The following is a 16,063-nucleotide window of genomic DNA, read 5'->3' as shown; positions in this document are numbered from 1 at the left end:
GTTTGGTCGCGCAATGAAGGGAGATTGGGCATTCCGGCGCTTTGTGACGCAGGGTCACGTATGTTTTAGAGGCTTGGACAGAACCAATGCGTCGATTTTCTCATTCGCGGGCGTGGTGTAATAGCGCGGACGCCGACCAGATTCGCTGTAGCCTTCGGAAAGATAGAGCGAAATGGCGACGGTGTTCGTCTCGGCCACTTCTAGGAATGACATCAAAGCGAGGCGCGATTTGGCCTCTTCCTCATAGGCGCGCAACATTTCCCGGCCCAGGCCGTGACCGCGGGCTTCGGGATGGACGGCGAGGGTCAAAAGTTCGGCTTCATGGGCGGCAGTGCGGCCCATGATGAAGGACGGTCCATCGCCGGTGATGATAAAATTCTCGCGCATAGACAAAAGCCCCGCAAAGTCTTTGGCAGACCATGGGCGGGGCGTTTGAAAACTCGCAAAATGGAGCGCGGCAAGCTCCTCTGGTGTCATTTCAGACACTTAGGCCGCAACGGGGCGCACTTCGAGCACCTCGGGGATATAATGGCGCAACAGGTTTTCGATGCCCATTTTCAGCGTCAGGGTCGAAGAGGGGCAGCCCGCGCATGCGCCCTGCATATGCAGGTAAACAATGCCGCGATCAAAGCCGTGGAACGTGATGTCGCCCCCGTCTTGGGCCACGGCGGGGCGCACGCGGGTGTCGAGCAATTCTTTGATTTGTTTGACGATTTCGCTGTCGGGTCCATCATGGTCCGCATGCCCGCCAGCGGCACTGGCATGGGTGTCCATGACCTGTGCGCCGGATTGGAAATGCTCCATGATCGCGCCAAGAATGGCGGGTTTGATATGGTCCCAATCGGTGGCGTCCTCTTTGGTCACGGTGACGAAATCGGAGCCCAAAAACACGCCGGTGACATTGCCGACCGCAAACACGCGCTGTGCCAACGGCGAAGCAGCCGCAGAGTCTGCTGTGGGAAAGTCTGCCGTTCCGGCTTCAAGCACGGTCTGACCGGGCAAGAATTTCAAGGTTGCGGGGTTCGGTGTGGATTCGGTCTGAATGAACATTTCGGATATTCCTTAGGATCATTGTCGGATATGCGCGTTTGGGGCGCAAAAGTCAAGTTTTAGAATGATTCTAATCGCGATACGCGTCAGCCAGACTAAATGATCTGTTGCTGTAACTCTTTCGCCGACACGCCCGGCACATGCCAAAACGTCACGGCCTCAGGGCCAATCTGGGCCAAAACGCGTGCCAAATCTTGGTGGTTCACATGGCGCCATATGGCGTAGCCGGTGGCTTCGATCACATTGAGCGGCGTGATATTGTGGTTCTGGCGTAACTCCTGTGCCTCGCGGATCATCTCTGAGCGAGAGCCAAAGGGCAAAGGCACTGCGTCCACTTTCCAGCCATAGACCAACATCGCGCGCAGGGTTGAGGGCAAGACATCGCCAAAGGCAATCACCTGCGGCGGGGTCAGGCGACGGCGAAACACATGCAGCACGCCATCGACCGCAGTATAGGCCATATTGTCGCTTTCAAGAACCTGCCCCATGCGGTCCCTTGCATCCTTGAGAAAGGATTTAAACTCTTTCTCAGAATGTTTGTAGCTCCATGGCATCGGCATATCAGGTCACCGCCTCAAGGCGTTCTTTTGACATCTCGCCGGGAACAAGTGTCATCGGGATGGGCAAAAAACCCGCCTGTTTCATCATCGCCGCTATGAGTGGGCCGGGGCCGGATTTTTCCGTGCCTGCGCCCAAAACCAAAACGCCAATTTTCGGGTCTTCTTTGATTTGAGTGAGGATTTCATGCACCGCTTCACCTTCGCGGATCACCAATTCAGGATCAATGCCCTGTCGGTCGCGCATCCATTTGGCGAAGACTTCGTAATGGGCAATGATGCGGTCGCGGGTCTCTTCTCGCATCAAATCAGCCACGCCAATCCAATGGTTGAACTCTTCGGGCGGAATGATCGACAGGATTGTCACACCACCGTTCGATTTCGCAGCGCGCATGGCCGCAAACCGCATGGCATTGAGACATTCGCGACTGTCATCAAGGATGACGAGAAACTTACGCATATCGGCCTCTTTGAATGATGCCCGATCAATGGGCTTTGCCCGATGATGACCGAGGCGCGCGCCGGACGCAACAGCCCCAACGCGAGAGAGGGGGGGGCGGCACAAAACCGAAAGCCCCCGGTTCCGAGGAACCGAGGGTCAATGGAAGCTGATCTGTCGGGGAAACGGATCAAGCCGCGCACATCACGCGCAAGGGCATGCGCTTTGGCGGGGACGGGCCATGATTCTGATGCGGCGCAGGTTTAATTTAGGACAGGTTTGAATCCCTTCTGTGACATTCACGCTGCGTTTGTGCGGCGTGTTGGCCAGTTAACCCCATCGTGATTTGAGGTTTGTCGCAGGGGTCTGTTTGGTGCCGGCAACGCACAAACGACGAGGATATTCACATGAGCGATTTGAAAAGACGTAAGTTTTTGGCGCTGACCTTGGCTGCACCCTTTCTCGGCAAAGCGGCGTTTGCCCAAGAGATCGGGCTGACCTTGCCGGATGAATTGCAAGCGCCACAAAATGCACGCCGCAATATTTCAAGCTTTCGCCGAATTGATTGGCATGAGCATTTCGACAGTTTGGGAAAAGGCGCGATTGTCGCCGATACGGTGAGCCGTGCTTTGCATTTTTGGGCTGCGGATGGGGAATATAAACTTTATCCAACCTCAGTTCCGATTTCCGAGGAATTGACCAAACGGGGTTATACCGAGGTGATCAAAAAGGTGGAGGGGCCGACCTGGACACCAACGCCGTCGATGCGCGAACGCGACCCGAGCCTGCCGGTCACGGTGCCCGCCGGGCCGGAAAACCCGCTTGGCACTCATGCTTTGTACCTGTCGTGGCAATATTACCGTATCCATGGCACCCATGACACACGCAAGATCGGGCGGCGCTCGTCAGATGGCTGTATCGGCCTTTATAATGAGATGATTGCCGATCTCTACCCCCGCGTGGCGGTGGGCACACAGGTGAAGCTGGTTTGAGGTTTTGGACTGCAATGAAAACGAAAAGGGCGCCTCATCGGGCGCCCTTTTGATTGGAATGACGCGCGCTTTCTAGCGCACGAAACCCATGATCTCAAAGGTCTTATTGAGGATCGGCTGGGCGATCTCATTGGCCTTGTCCGCGCCTTTCGCCATGATCCGGTCAATCTCCGCCGGGTCATTCATCAGGCGTTTCATCTCGTTTGAGATCGGCGCGAGTTTTTCGACCGCAAGCTCGGCCAGATCGGGTTTGAACTTGCCCCAGCCTTGGCCGCCATAGACCGCCAAAACCTCTTCGCCCGTCATATTGGACAAACCTGCGTAGATGTTCACTAGGTTGCGCGCATCCGGGCGGTTTGCGAGTCCTTCCATTTCTTCGGGCAACACATCCGCGTCCGATTTGGCCTTTTTGAACTTTTTTGCGATCGTGTCGGCGTCGTCGGTCATGTTGACGCGTTCCATGTCCGACTCACCCGATTTGGACATTTTCTTGGTGCCATCGCGCAGGTTCATCACGCGCATCGCCGGACCTTCGATCACCGGGATCGTTTCCGGGAAGAAATCGACCTTGTAATCATGGTTGAACTTATTGGCGATGTCGCGGGTCAATTCGACGTGTTGCTTTTGATCTTCGCCCACCGGCACATGCGTGGCGTGATAAAGCAAAATATCGGCCGCCATCAAAGATGGGTAGGCGTAGAGCCCAAGCGACACGTTTTCGGCGTTTTTACCCGCCTTGTCTTTGAACTGCGTCATCCGGTTCATCCACCCGACGCGCGCGACACAGTTGAACAGCCAACCGAGCTCCGCGTGGGCCGACACACGAGACTGATTGAACAAGACCGATTTCTCCGGGTCGATGCCCGCCGCAAGGTAGCCTGCGGCCACTTCACGGGTCGCATGGCGCAGATCCTCGGGGTCTTGCCAAACAGTGATCGCGTGCATGTCCACCACGCAATAGATGGTTTCGAACTCACCGCCCTGCATATCTACGAAACGCTTGATCGCGCCCAAGTAGTTGCCGAGTGTGAGCCCGCCCGAAGGCTTGATCCCCGAAAAAACACGGGGGGTGAAGGCGAGCTTCTCCATCTGGAACTCCGTCACTGGATTGTTAGGTGATCATCGCTTACCTATGCAGGACGAACGCGTCAAGGAAAGCCCCCGAAAATGAATGATACCCCCTCCGAGCATCGTCCCGAATTGCCGTTTAACTCTCTGCCGCCTGCGGTGGTGGCGCTGGCTTTGGTGCTGGGTGGCATCGAGGCGCTGTTTCAAATCGGGTCTTACGGCATCATCGGTGGTCCCGATGCGGTCGGTTGGCGGATTGCCGCAATGGAGGATTACGGGTTCTTTGACACCGTTTTTGAGGCGATGCGCACGCAGGGCACTTGGCCGCTTGAGCATGTGATCCGGTTTTTGAGCTACGCTTTTGTGCATTACTCTTTGACTCATGCTCTGATGGCGATCGTCTTTATTTTGGCTCTGGGCAAAATGGTCGGCGAGACCTTTGGCAATGTCGCGGTCTTCGTGATCTTCTTCGTTTCAACCCTGTTCGGCGCGCTGATCTATGGCTTGATTTTGAATACAGCTCAGCCGCTTTTGGGCGCTTATCCTGCGGCTTACGGCTTTATCGGGGCGTATACGTTTATCCTTTGGCTTGGCCTTGGCCGAATGCAGGAGAACCGGATGCGGGCCTTTACCCTGATCGGGTTGTTGATGGGGCTGCAATTGGTCTTCGGCCTGTTGTACGGCGGCTCTCCCGATTGGGTCGCAAAACTCGCAGGTTTCGTCGCAGGCTTTGCCACAGCGGCGCTTTTGGTGCCGGGGGCTTTGGGGCGGATCATCGCACGGTTGCGGCGGCGTTAACCGCCGCCATCCCGTTATTTCTGACGCCTTACCGCGCCTTTAAGTTCGATAAATCGCACCGCGCCAATCGCTTGGGCAAAGGCGAAATAACCGATGATACCGAGGCTGACCAAGATCAGCGTGCCAAGCCCGCGTGACAGATCGAACACCGGAGCGAGCGCAATATTGGCACCATAAAGCAGCGCGCCCATCATCACAGAGGCGATCAAAATACGCGGTGCGCGCCGGATCAAGCGCGGGTCTGCATGAACCTCGTCGCCCATGTCGGATTTGCCAAACCACAACAGTGCGACCATGCCCCAAGCGGCAAAAGTGGTCGCGACCGCTGCCGCCAGATAGCCAATGACAAAAGACAGGCCGATGGCCACAATCGCGTTGATCACCATCGAATAGAGCGCAAAGCGGAACGGAGTTTTAGTGTCTTCACGGGCAAAATACAGCGGTTGCAACACCTTTTGCATCACAAAGGCCGGTAGCCCGAGACCATAAATCGCCACCGCATAGGCGGTTTTCTGAGCGTCCGCGGGGGTGAAGGCTCCGCGTTGAAACAAAAAGGAAATCAACGGCTCAGGGATAACGATCAGCGCAATCGCTGCTGGCACGGTCAGCAGGAGCGCAAATTCAAACGCGCGGTTATAGGCATCGCGCGCGCCCTGACCGTCTCCGGCCTGCAAGCGCCGCGACAGATCCGGCAAAAGAACAACGCCAATGGCAATGGCGACCACACCCAAGGGCAATTGATACAGCCGATCTGCCAAGTTGAGATACTGCAACGCGCCGGTTTCAGAGAATGACGCGACCTGCCGACCGATCAACAGGTTGATCTGAACCACGCCACCCGCCAAAGCGGCGGGACCGGCCAAAAGAAACAAATGTTTGAGTTCAGGCGTCAGGCGCGGCAGGCGTGGGCGCAAGCCGAACCCCGCCTTGGCCGCAGCGCGCCAGACCACGAGCAATTGTGCCAGACCGGCCACAGGCACCGCCCAGATCAAGGCGTGATCCACGGGCCAGCCTAATTTGGCCGCCGAGATCATCGCGACCGAGAGCACGACGTTGAGCAAAACCGGAGCGGCGGCGGCGACGGCGAAGCGCCCGGTGGCGTTCAAGACCCCGGAAAACAGCGCGCCCAAAGAGATAAAGACCACGTAAGGAAAGGCGATCCGTCCGAAATCCACCGCCAAGTCAAACCGTGCGTCGCCGATGAACCCCGCAGCCATGGCCGCGACCAAAGCGGGCATGAAAACCGTTGCCAAAAGTGTCAAAACGATCAGCGCCGTGGCAAGGACCGAGAGCGTATCCTCGGCAAAGCGTTTGGCGTCCGCTTCGGCACCCTCCGTGGTTTCAAGTTTCTTTGAGAACAGCGGCACAAAGGCCACGTTCAACGTGCCTTCGGCGAAAAAACGGCGGAACATATTGGGCAAGGAAAAGGCCACGACAAAGGCCTCTGCCGCCGGTCCCGCGCCCAAATAGGCCGCGATCAACGCGTCGCGCACAAACCCAAGCACCCGGCTCATTAATGTCCAGCCGCCCACGGTCACGAAGCCGCGCACAAGACGGATGGGCTTCATGCGCTGCGCGCCCGTTCCGCGCCCTGATCAATCGCTTCGCGCAGCTTCTTTTCTAACGTGCGGCGTTTGGATTCACTGTGGAATTTCATTCCGAACATGTCCTTGACATAAAAGACGTCCACGACCTGTGCGCCATATGTGGCGATCTGGGCGGTGGCGATGGAGACGTTGTTGGCGGCCAAAACGCGGGTCAGATCGTACAACAGACCGGGGCGATCACGGGTGTCCACTTCGATGATGGTGAAAATTTCCGAGCCCTCATTGTCGAAACTGATGGAGGTCGGCACCCGGAATTTGCTTTCGCGTTTCTTGATTTTGTCGCGGGAGTCGAGCGCCTGACGTGCGCCCATTTCCCCGCGCAAAATCTTGTCGATCATCTGACGCAGACGCGGCAGGCGGGCCTGTTCAAACGGATTGCCATCGTTGTCCTGAATCCAAAACACAGCGGTCGCATAGCCATCTTTGGAGGTGTAGGTGCGCGCGTCCACGACATTGGCGCCGACCAAAGCCAAAGCACCTGCAAGACGCGAGAAAATGCCGTGATGGTCAGCCAGCGCAAAACAGGCGCGGGTGGCATCGCGGTCCTCATCGGGATGCAAATCTGTGCGGATTTCGTCGTCCTTGATGCCCTTTAAAAGCTCGGCAAAGACCAGATGGGCAGACAGCGGCAGTCCTTGCCAATAGGGGCCATAATGGCGCTGAATTTCTTTGCGTCGCTCGCTTGTGTCCCAGCCAGACAGCTTTTCGCGCAGGACTTTTTTCGCTTCGCCCTGGCGCGCATCGCGGTTGACTTCTTCCAGTCCGTGCTCAAGTGCATAGGCCGTCTGTGCATGCAGGTTGCGCAACAACACCGCTTTCCAATTGTTCCAGACATTCGGGCCAACGCCGCGAATGTCACAGACCGTCAGCACCGTCAAAAGATCAAGCCGCTCGCGGGTCTTCACCGCCTTGGCAAAGTCACGCACCGTGCGCGGATCGGAAATGTCGCGTTTTTGCGCCATATCCGACATCAAGAGGTGGTAACGGACCAGCCATTCCACCGTCTCGCATTCCGCCGGTTTCAGGCCAAGACGCGGTGCCACTTTGCGCGCGATTTGTGCGCCGATGATCGAATGGTCCTCGGGGCGGCCTTTGCCAATGTCATGCAGCAACATTGCGACATAAAGCACTTTGCGGTTGATGCCGGTCTTTAGGATGCTTGTTGCCAAAGGCAGTGGGTCGGTCAACTCGCCACGCTCGATTTGCGCCAGGTTGGAGATCACCTGAATCGTGTGCTCATCCACCGTGTAGCTGTGATACATGTTGAATTGCATCATCGCGACAATGTACTGAAACTCCGGGATAAACGCCCCCAAAACGCCCAGTTCATTCATCCGGCGCAGCGCGCGTTCGGGGTTGCCGTGTTTGAGCAACAGATCCACGAAAATCCGCTGAGCCTCAGGCGTGTTGCGCATCTCAGTGTCGATTTTGTCGAGATTGGCCGAGATCAGCCGCATTACATCCGGGTGCAACAGATACCCGGTGCGCAGCCCTTCTTCGAACACGCGCAGCAGGTTGAGTTTGTCCGCCAAAAACGCCTTGCGATCGAGCACATTGAGGCGGTTGTGGACCAGCTCATATTGATTGTCGATCTTGCGCCGCCGTTTGAACAGCCGTTGCAGCGCCGGTTCTTGTTTGACGTGTTGCGCCTCAAGCGAGGTCAGGAAAATCCGGGTCAATTCGCCAACGCGGGTCGCGTGGCGAAAGAAATCCTGCATAAAATGTTCGACCGCGCGACGACCAGAATGGTCGATATAGCCCAAGCGATCCGCCACCTCGACCTGCATGTCAAAGGTCAGTTGGTCCATCGGCCGTCCGGCGATCAGATGAAGCGCATTGCGTGCGGCGTAAAGAAAGGTCTCCGCCTCTTCGAACTGGCGATATTCCTCGGCGGTGAACACACCCGCCTTGACCAAATCGGCGGTGTTGCGCACACCGTGGACGTATTTGGCGATCCAAAACAGCGTGTGCAGATCGCGCAAGCCACCTTTGCCCTCTTTGATATTGGGCTCGACCACATAGCGTTGGCCGCCTTGTTTGCGGTGGCGTTCGGCGCGTTCTTGCAGTTTGGCTTCGATGAATTCGCGCGCCGTGGTGCGAAACAATTCGTCGCGCAATTTTACATGGAGTTCGGTCGCCAAATCCCGGTTTCCGGCCAAATAACGCAACTCCAACATCGCGGTGCGAATGGTGAAATCTTCGCGTCCCAGACGGATACAATCGCGGATCGTGCGGGTGGAATGACCGACTTTAAGGTGCAAATCCCAGAACATATAGAGCATGCTCTCGACCAGACTTTCGATCCAGCCGCTGATTTTATGGGGGGCCAAGAACAACAGATCGACATCGGATTGCGGCGACATTTCGGCCCGGCCATAGCCCCCCACAGCCAAAATCGCGATGCGCTCGCCTTCGGTCGGGTTGGGGTTCGGGTGCAGTTTGGTTTGTGCCGTGAACAGGACCGAGGTGACAATGCAATCGGTGAGCCACGCATAGGATCGCACCGCCGGGCGGGCATTGCGTGGAGCCTCAGCTATGGCGGCGGCGATGGTGGCGCGGCCTTTGTCTTGGGCTGCGTTGAGCACGGCTACGGTGGCTTTGCGCAGGGCCGCCGCATCTTTTGCGTCAACCCAAGCAACGTCCAACGCCTCCGCCACGGCGGAGACATCGAAAATTGCCGTTTCAGCGCAAATCAGGCTCCCGGCAGGGGCGGGAACAAAGTCGGAAAGGGCGGGGCCGTTAGAAGCCAGCGCCCGCGAAGGATCTTGGTGCAGGGTCAATCTCGATTACCTGATTGTTTTGGATGGTCGCCACGGAGAGGCCGCGTTCATTCGTACCATCGGACAAAAGCCGGAAAATCCCGTTAACGCCGACAAAGCCGGAGTTGCGGGTCAGGCCTTGAGTGGTGAGGGCGTTTTGGTTGCCGGACTGAACCAAGGCCCCAATCGCCGCGATCCCGTCATAGGCCAGCCCCGCCAAAGCGTGCGGTGCTGCGCCATATTGGGCGGAGTAGCGGTTGGAAAAGCTGTTGACGAGGCGTTGGTCGGGGATGGCAAACCAGCTGTCTTGCAGGCCCGGCAAGCTCAGTGCGGAGGCCGGGAAATTCCACCGTTGCAGACCGATGAATTGTGGTTGCGGCGATTTGATGCCGTTTTCCGGCAACATCTGGGCCAAAAGCGGCATGGCACCGTCATTGCCCGAGGTAAAGAAAATCGCATCCGCACCGGAGCTGCGGGCGGCGGCGGCGATGGGGCGAATGGATTGCACCACGCCCTGTTGGCTCAACTCAAAGCTCTGTTCTCCTGCAAATGTCGCACCTTTACGAGAGATGGCGGTTTTGATTGCGCTCGCGCCGGAATTTTCCGCCGGGCTTTGGCCGTTCACAACCATGATCCGGTTTTTGCCATTGGTCTTGGCATAGGAGACAAGTCGGTTGGCCGTATTGCTAAAGGTATCGCCGAGGATAAAGACGTTGCCGCCCGCGATGTCCGGGTTGTTGGAGAAGGACAGCACATTGATGCCTGCGTTGGCCGCCGGGATGCCCGCCAATTTGGCCGAGCCGCCGTACACCGGACCAAGGATGATCTTGGCCCCGTCTTGGACCGCTTGCGAGGCTGCGGCTGAGGCACGTTCGGCTTGGCCGCCCGTGGCATAGACCCGCAAATCAATTGTCACGCCTTGTAGATCGGCCATCGCCAAACGGGCCGCGTTCTCCAAAGACTGCGCCAAGGCAACGTCACCCCCCTGTTGCGATTCGTAAGGCACCAACAGCGCAACGGGCACGGGTTTGTCCGTGTTGATGGTCGGACCGCCGCCAACCTGAAGCGCGCCCGGATCACAGGCGGCAAGGGCAGTGAAAGACAAGGCCAACGCAAGTTTTTTGATGGACTTGCGGGCGGCGCTTAGAACAGCGAACATAGGGGAACCTCACTCCTGACGGCGAACTCTTGGCAACTTGGGTCTTTTGGACACCTTCGCAGACTATGCGACACGCCCCAAAGAGTAAACGCCGCAAAGACCCGGAACTCATGTGATTTATCAAGTCAAGCATCTTCCCGCTGGCCTCCATTTCCTCGCCACTCCCATCGGGAATGCGCGCGATATCACCCTGCGTGCGCTCGATATTCTCGCCTCTGCGGATGTTTTGGCCGCCGAAGACACGCGCACCCTTCGCAAATTGATGGAAATCCACGGCGTTCCCCTCAATGGCCGCCACATCTACGCCTATCACGATCACAACGGTGCTCAGGCGCGGCCTCGGTTGATTGCTTTGATGCAAGAGGGCAAATCCGTGGCCTATGCATCTGAGGCGGGCACACCTTTGGTGGCCGATCCCGGCTTTGTGCTATGCCGCGAAGCACTCGCGCAGGGCATTGCTGTGACGTCTGCGCCCGGTCCCTCCGCGATGATTGCGGCTCTGACCATTTCGGGCTTGCCTTCGGATCGGTTCCTTTTTGCCGGATTTCCCCCGTCCTCTCGCGGGGCTCGGTTGAAATTCTTTGCCTCCTTCGCCCCCGTCCAAGCCACGCTTGGGTTTTATGAAAGCCCAAAGCGGGTTCATAAAACGTTAGGGGAATTGTGTGAGACTTTGGGGGGAAACCGACCGGCGGCCCTGTGTCGTGAGCTGACCAAGCGGTTTGAAGAAGTGCGAAAGGGCAGTTTGGCGGAACTTGAGGACAGCCTGCGCGACAGTCCGGTGAAAGGTGAAATTGTGCTTTTGGTCGGGCGGGCAGAGCATGAAGACATTTCCGAGGCCGATCTTGAGGCGGATTTGAGGCTTGCTCTGGAAACGATGTCGGTCAAAGACGCCGCAGCGGAGGTGGCCGAAAAACACGGATTGAAAAAACGCGATGCCTATCAAATGGCACTCGCGATCACGGATCAAAATTCGCCGCAGTAGGAGAAAAGCGTGCCTCTTGATTTTGTCGGATACGACCCGATTTCTGCCCGCCAGACGCGCGGGCGCATGGCCTATGAGTTTGGTCACTCCGCCGAAGCTTGCGTTGCACGCCACTATGCGGCCCAAGGCTATGACTTGGCACAGGCGCGGTGGCGCGGCAGAGGCGGGGAAATTGATTTGATTTTTCACGATGGTGACGGGTTTATTTTTGTCGAGGTCAAAGCCTCCAAAACCCTGAGCGCGGCCGCCGCACATCTGGGCCCCAAACAAATCGCTCGTATCTGTGCCAGTGCTGAGGATTACATTGGCCAACAGCCCAAGGGTCTGCTCACCGACATGCGCATAGATGTGGCACTGGTGGATGGGCAAGGCCATGTCGAAATTCTCGAAAACGCTCTGATGTAAAAGGCTGATGTGAATTCCCGCACAGGACATTCCCATTGAATGCAGGACGGGGCTGGTCCATCTAAGAGAAAACCATTCTCGGGAGACGAGCCTTGCCCACACCGAAATCGTTAAAAGTTGCAATTCAGATGGACCCGATCGGTCCGGTCAATATCAACGCCGACAGCACGTTCCGCATCATGGAAGAGGCGCAAAAGCGCGGGCATACGTTGTTTTACTACACGCCGGACCATCTCGCGTTCCAAGAGGGCCGGATCACTGCCCGTGGTTGGCCGATTGAGGTCCGCCGGGTTGAGGGCGATCACTACACGTTGGGCGAGATGGCGGAGGTGGATCTCTCTGACTATGACGTTGTTTGGCTGCGCCAAGATCCGCCATTTGATATGGGCTATATCACGACAACCCATTTGCTCGACATGATCATGCCCGGCACGTTGGTGGTCAACGATCCGTTTTGGGTGCGCAATTACCCGGAAAAGCTGCTTGTGCTGAATTTCCCGGACTTGACCCCGCCGACCGCCATCGCGCGCGATCTCGCCACGATCCGTGCGTTTAAAGAAAAGCACGGCGATATTATTTTGAAGCCACTTTATGGCAATGGCGGCGCGGGCGTGTTTCGTCTGGACCCAAATGATCGCAACCTGTCATCCCTGCACGAGCTTTTCACCGGCATGTCGCGCGAGCCGATGATCGTTCAGAAATTTCTGCCCGATGTCTCAAACGGAGATAAACGCGTTATCCTTGTCGATGGCGAAGCCGTTGGCGCGATCAACCGTGTGCCGCAAAAGGGCGAAACCCGCTCCAACATGCACGTCGGCGGACGTCCCGAAAAGGTCGGCTTGACCGATCGTGATCGTGAGATTTGTGCCAAAATCGGCCCGCTTTTGAAAGAAAAGGGTCAGGTTTTTGTCGGCATTGACGTGATTGGCGATTACCTCACCGAGATCAACGTCACCTCGCCCACGGGCATTCAGGAGCTTGAGCGTTTTGACGGCACCAACACAGCAGAGTTGATTTGGCAGGCGATTGAGGCCAAGCGCGCATGAGCTACCGGATGCGGGTTCTTGCCAGTGCATTGAGCCCCATCGTGCGTGCCGCGTTTACCTATGCGCAAAACCCAGTGCCTCTGCGCGACGGCATGGATCTGGCCGCACGGCTGTCCGTGCCGGTCACCTTGTCCACCGAAGTGCGTCATGATGCGTTGGGGTTTCCGGGGCTGTGGATTCATCCGCCCGACGTAGGTGATGACCGCGTGATCCTGTTTTTCCACGGCGGCGGTTATGTCGCGGGGAGCCCGCAGACCCATAAACGCTTAGCGTCGCGATTGGCGCAATTGGCGCGCCGTCCAGTGTTTCTTCCGGCCTACCGCTTGGCCCCGAGCACCCTTTGCCTGCGGCGTTTGAGGATGCCTGTCTGGTTTGGGAGGCGCTTTTGGCTTCGGGCTTTGCGCCCCAAGACATCAGTCTCGGCGGGGACAGCGCGGGGGGCGGTTTGGCGCTCTCGCTTTTGTCTGAGCTGTGCGAACGCGGCACCCCGCCAGCGTCTGCTTTCGCATGGTCGCCCTTCACCGACCTGACCCTTTCAAGCCCGTCTTTTGTGTCAAATGCCAAGCGCGACCATTTTTTTCCGGTTGAACGGGCGCGTGACCTCACCCAAATGATTTTGGGCGATGCAGACCCAAAACAGCCACAGGTTTCGCCGCTTTTTGCCAGCTTTCCTGAGGGTCCGCCGGTGTTGATACAGGCGTCTGAATGTGAAGTTTTGCGTGATGATGCGGTGCGAATGTCGGATCATTTGAACCGAGAAGGTGTTGAGGCGACCCTCAGCCTGACCCTTGGAGCGCCGCATGTGTGGCACATGTTCGACGGGTTTTTCCCGGAGGCGCGACAAGCCATATCGGAGACGGCCGCGTTCATCGTCGCCCATGATCCGCCGCTCAGTTGAGCGTGTTTGACACCACCCGATAACTCAGGGCCTCGGCCACATGCGGGCGGCGCACATCCGGCTCGTCCGCCAAATCGGCAATGGTACGCGCCACCCGCATCACCCGATGATAGCCGCGCGCGGTCAGGCCCAGTTTTTCCGCCGCCATGGTCAAAAGGGTCCGCCCCTCCGCGTCGGGCGTGGCCGTTTCCTCCAACATTTTCCCTTCGATTTCCGCATTGGTGCGCAGGCCTGTCCCGTCAAAACGCTCGGTTTGGCGTCTGCGTGCCTCGGCCACGCGGGCGGCGATCACAGCGGAAGTGTCGCCCGACGGCGGCAAATCGAGGTCCATAAACTGAACGGGGGGCACTTCGAGCCGCAGATCGAACCGGTCCATCAAAGGCCCGGAAATGCGCCCCAAATAATCCTCGCCACACAAAGGCACCTTTGCGCAGGCGCGGGCCGGATCAGGCAGGTAGCCGCATTTGCACGGGTTCGCTGCCGCCACCAACATGAAGCGCGCTGGGTAACGCATATGAGCATTGGCGCGCGCCACCATGACCTCGCCGCTCTCGACCGGCTGGCGCAGGGTTTCCAAGACGGGACGCGGAAATTCGGGCAATTCGTCCAAAAACAAAACTCCGTTATGCGCCAAGGAAATCTCGCCCGGCTGCGCCCCGCGCCCGCCGCCGACGATGGCGGCCATGGAGGCCGTGTGATGCGGTTCGCGAAACGGTCGGGCGCGGGAAATTCCGCCTTCTGATAAAAGCCCCGCGAGCGAATGAATGATCGAGGTTTCAAGCGCCTCTTGCGCCGACAACGGCGGTAAAATCGACGGCAAGCGCGCCGCCAACATCGACTTGCCTGACCCTGGCGTGCCGACCAAAAACAAATGATGCGCGCCTGCGGCGGCGATTTCCATCGCGCGCTTTGCCTTTTCCTGCCCCTTCACGTCGCGCATGTCTTTGCGATGCTCGGGCAGGGACACTTCGCCCGGCTCGGCAGCATGAAGCGGGCGGTCGCCGGTGAAATGTCGCAGTAAATGCGCCAACGTCTTGGCCCCATAAACCGCCGTTGCGCCAACCCAGGCGGCCTCGGCGCTGCATGCTTCGGGACAGGCCAAAACGCAGTCCAATTCGGCGGCTTTCAACGCTGCGGGCAGCGCGCCATTGACCGCGACCAGCGAGCCATCAAGCGCCAATTCACCCAGTGAGAGGGTTTTCTCGGCCTGTTCTTCGGGGATCAACCCGGTTGCGGCGAGAATGGCCAGAGCTATGGGTAGGTCAAAATGCGAGCCTGCTTTCGGCAGATCGGCGGGGAGAGGTTGATGACCAGTCTTTTCGAGGGGAGCGCAATTTGCATCGACGCCAAAGCTGCGCGCACGCGTTCGCGGGCCTCTGTGACGGCTTTGTCCGGTAGGCCGACGATGGTGAAGCTGGGCAGACCGGGCGCGATGGCACATTGAACCTCGACCCGGCGGGCCTCGACGCCTTCGAATGCGACGCTAAAGGTCCGTGCGACCATGATGTCTTCTCCCGCGCGAAACGCATTAACCAATCTTAACCAGTGCTACGATGCGCATGGTTAGCAAATGGTTAATGCACGCGGCATTCCGCGAGAATTATGCCGAAACCGGCCAATCGGTTTTGGGGAGATCAAGCGCATAGGGCATCGGATCATAGCTGAGTTTGATGCCTTCCGCGCGCCAGGCTTTGAATGCCGGGTCATTCAGATGCGCCGCAACATAGGCTGTGAGGCGCTTGGACACGGGCAGGTCATATCCGGCAATTCGCGCTGCAACCGGGGCGTAAAACGCATCAGCGGCTGAGTATGTACCAAACAACCAAGGGCCTTCGCCGGAGAAATGCGTCAACGCATGGCCCAGCATGGTTTCAAGGCGCTCCAGATCGGCCTGAACCGCGTCAGTGACAGCAAAGCCTTGATATTGATGGAAAAGCTGCATCGGACAGGCGGAGCGTAAGGCGGCAAACCCGGCGTGCATTTCGGCCACAAGCCAACGGGCAAACACGCGCGCCTCAGGATTGGTGGGCCAAATCCCCGCGTCGGGATGTCGCTCCGCCAAGGTTTCGGCCAAAGCAATACTTTCGCCGATGACCCAGCCCTCGGGCGTGCGTGCGGTTGGAACAAAGCGGGCAGGGGCGAGAGTCGCAAGGTCTTGTTGCATCGTGCCCGTGTAGAGGCCAGTCATGTGTTCGCGAAACGGGATGTCGAATTTTTCAAACAAAAGCCAGCCGCGCAGCGACCAGCTTGAGAACCCTTTGTCACCAATGAACAAATCGTAAGACATATGAAACTCCTTGCGT

At 57.9% G+C, this 16,063-nt stretch carries 14 protein-coding genes and 2 pseudogenes; 6 read left to right on the top strand and 10 right to left on the bottom strand.

Annotation, left to right across the window (positions count from 1 at the left end; translation table 11 throughout):
* Positions 1–54: 54 nt before the first annotated feature.
* The 4 genes from DA792_RS13985 to DA792_RS13970 form a co-directional block, all read right to left on the bottom strand.
* Positions 55–477 (bottom strand): GNAT family N-acetyltransferase, encoded by a 423-nt coding sequence (locus tag DA792_RS13985; protein WP_107720468.1) that lies wholly within the window; start codon positions 475–477, stop codon positions 55–57.
* A gap of 9 nt (positions 478–486) precedes the next feature.
* Positions 487–1,050, bottom strand: a complete 564-nt coding sequence (locus tag DA792_RS13980) for a NifU family protein (protein WP_107720467.1) — start codon at positions 1,048–1,050, stop codon at positions 487–489.
* Between the two features lie 95 nt (positions 1,051–1,145).
* Positions 1,146–1,610 (bottom strand): DUF2267 domain-containing protein, encoded by a 465-nt coding sequence (locus DA792_RS13975; protein WP_107720466.1) that lies wholly within the window; start codon positions 1,608–1,610, stop codon positions 1,146–1,148.
* A gap of 1 nt (position 1,611) precedes the next feature.
* Positions 1,612–2,067 (bottom strand): universal stress protein, encoded by a 456-nt coding sequence (locus DA792_RS13970; RefSeq protein ID WP_107720465.1) that lies wholly within the window; start codon positions 2,065–2,067, stop codon positions 1,612–1,614.
* A gap of 386 nt (positions 2,068–2,453) precedes the next feature.
* Here DA792_RS13970 and DA792_RS13965 point away from each other — a divergent pair, with 386 nt between their 5' ends.
* Positions 2,454–3,038, top strand: a complete 585-nt coding sequence (locus DA792_RS13965; protein WP_107720464.1) for a L,D-transpeptidase — start codon at positions 2,454–2,456, stop codon at positions 3,036–3,038.
* A 72-nt stretch (positions 3,039–3,110) separates the two neighbouring features.
* Here the strand turns inward: DA792_RS13965 and trpS are convergent, their stop codons facing one another.
* Complete coding sequence (gene trpS / locus DA792_RS13960; RefSeq protein WP_107720463.1) at positions 3,111–4,127, bottom strand: tryptophan--tRNA ligase; 1,017 nt, start codon at positions 4,125–4,127, stop codon at positions 3,111–3,113.
* A 78-nt stretch (positions 4,128–4,205) separates the two neighbouring features.
* On the opposite strand from trpS, the gene DA792_RS13955 reads away from it, so the two are divergent.
* Entirely contained in the window at positions 4,206–4,904 is a 699-nt protein-coding gene (locus DA792_RS13955; protein ID WP_107720462.1) for a rhomboid family intramembrane serine protease, read from the top strand.
* A 14-nt stretch (positions 4,905–4,918) separates the two neighbouring features.
* On the opposite strand, the gene murJ is transcribed toward DA792_RS13955, so the two are convergent.
* From murJ to DA792_RS13940, 3 genes are read right to left on the bottom strand one after another with little or no spacing between them, the layout of a single operon-like run.
* A complete protein-coding gene (gene murJ / locus DA792_RS13950; RefSeq protein ID WP_107720461.1) occupies positions 4,919–6,472 on the bottom strand; it encodes a murein biosynthesis integral membrane protein MurJ in 1,554 nt (517 codons plus the stop codon).
* Positions 6,469–9,291: a [protein-PII] uridylyltransferase gene (locus tag DA792_RS13945; RefSeq protein WP_199908066.1), complete on the bottom strand. Its 2,823-nt coding sequence runs from the start codon at positions 9,289–9,291 to the stop codon at positions 6,469–6,471. The genes murJ and DA792_RS13945 overlap by 4 nt, the downstream gene beginning before the upstream one ends.
* Positions 9,251–10,429, bottom strand: a complete 1,179-nt coding sequence (locus DA792_RS13940; RefSeq protein ID WP_107720460.1) for a penicillin-binding protein activator — start codon at positions 10,427–10,429, stop codon at positions 9,251–9,253. The genes DA792_RS13945 and DA792_RS13940 overlap by 41 nt, the downstream gene beginning before the upstream one ends.
* Before the next feature lie 112 nt (positions 10,430–10,541).
* Here DA792_RS13940 and rsmI point away from each other — a divergent pair, with 112 nt between their 5' ends.
* From rsmI to DA792_RS13915, 4 genes and pseudogenes are all read left to right on the top strand, one after another.
* Entirely contained in the window at positions 10,542–11,411 is an 870-nt protein-coding gene (rsmI, locus tag DA792_RS13935; RefSeq protein WP_107720459.1) for a 16S rRNA (cytidine(1402)-2'-O)-methyltransferase, read from the top strand.
* Positions 11,412–11,420: 9 nt separating this feature from the next.
* Positions 11,421–11,816: a YraN family protein gene (locus DA792_RS13930; protein ID WP_199908065.1), complete on the top strand. Its 396-nt coding sequence runs from the start codon at positions 11,421–11,423 to the stop codon at positions 11,814–11,816.
* Between the two features lie 92 nt (positions 11,817–11,908).
* Positions 11,909–12,862 carry a glutathione synthase gene (gene gshB / locus DA792_RS13925; protein WP_302665533.1) on the top strand — a complete coding sequence of 318 codons (954 nt, stop codon included), beginning with the start codon at positions 11,909–11,911 and terminating at the stop codon, positions 12,860–12,862.
* Positions 12,859–13,760, top strand: a pseudogene (locus DA792_RS13915) (alpha/beta hydrolase). Before gshB ends, DA792_RS13915 begins: the two are co-directional and overlap by 4 nt.
* Here the strand turns inward: DA792_RS13915 and DA792_RS13910 are convergent.
* Together DA792_RS13910 and DA792_RS13905 are read right to left on the bottom strand one after the other, a co-directional pair.
* A pseudogene (locus tag DA792_RS13910) lies at positions 13,753–15,263 on the bottom strand (YifB family Mg chelatase-like AAA ATPase). The pseudogenes DA792_RS13915 and DA792_RS13910 overlap by 8 nt on opposite strands.
* A 97-nt stretch (positions 15,264–15,360) precedes the next feature.
* Positions 15,361–16,047 (bottom strand): glutathione S-transferase, encoded by a 687-nt coding sequence (locus DA792_RS13905; RefSeq protein ID WP_107720455.1) that lies wholly within the window; start codon positions 16,045–16,047, stop codon positions 15,361–15,363.
* Positions 16,048–16,063: the final 16 nt, after the last annotated feature.

Origin of the sequence: Celeribacter baekdonensis, assembly GCF_003047105.1 — a bacterium.
Classification (GTDB): Bacteria; Pseudomonadota; Alphaproteobacteria; order Rhodobacterales; family Rhodobacteraceae; genus Celeribacter; species Celeribacter baekdonensis_B.
This window is presented reverse-complemented; position numbering and strand designations above follow the sequence as displayed.

Coding starts and splice junctions, on each gene's coding strand:
- DA792_RS13985 (WP_107720468.1), bottom strand. CDS start 477: ATGACACCAGAGGAGCTTGCCGCGCTCCATTTTGCGAGTTTTCAAACG.
- DA792_RS13980 (WP_107720467.1), bottom strand. CDS start 1,050: ATGTTCATTCAGACCGAATCCACACCGAACCCCGCAACCTTGAAATTC.
- DA792_RS13975 (WP_107720466.1), bottom strand. CDS start 1,610: ATGCCGATGCCATGGAGCTACAAACATTCTGAGAAAGAGTTTAAATCC.
- DA792_RS13970 (WP_107720465.1), bottom strand. CDS start 2,067: ATGCGTAAGTTTCTCGTCATCCTTGATGACAGTCGCGAATGTCTCAAT.
- DA792_RS13965 (WP_107720464.1), top strand. CDS start 2,454: ATGAGCGATTTGAAAAGACGTAAGTTTTTGGCGCTGACCTTGGCTGCA.
- trpS (WP_107720463.1), bottom strand. CDS start 4,127: ATGGAGAAGCTCGCCTTCACCCCCCGTGTTTTTTCGGGGATCAAGCCT.
- DA792_RS13955 (WP_107720462.1), top strand. CDS start 4,206: ATGAATGATACCCCCTCCGAGCATCGTCCCGAATTGCCGTTTAACTCT.
- murJ (WP_107720461.1), bottom strand. CDS start 6,472: ATGAAGCCCATCCGTCTTGTGCGCGGCTTCGTGACCGTGGGCGGCTGG.
- DA792_RS13940 (WP_107720460.1), bottom strand. CDS start 10,429: ATGTTCGCTGTTCTAAGCGCCGCCCGCAAGTCCATCAAAAAACTTGCG.
- DA792_RS13905 (WP_107720455.1), bottom strand. CDS start 16,047: ATGTCTTACGATTTGTTCATTGGTGACAAAGGGTTCTCAAGCTGGTCG.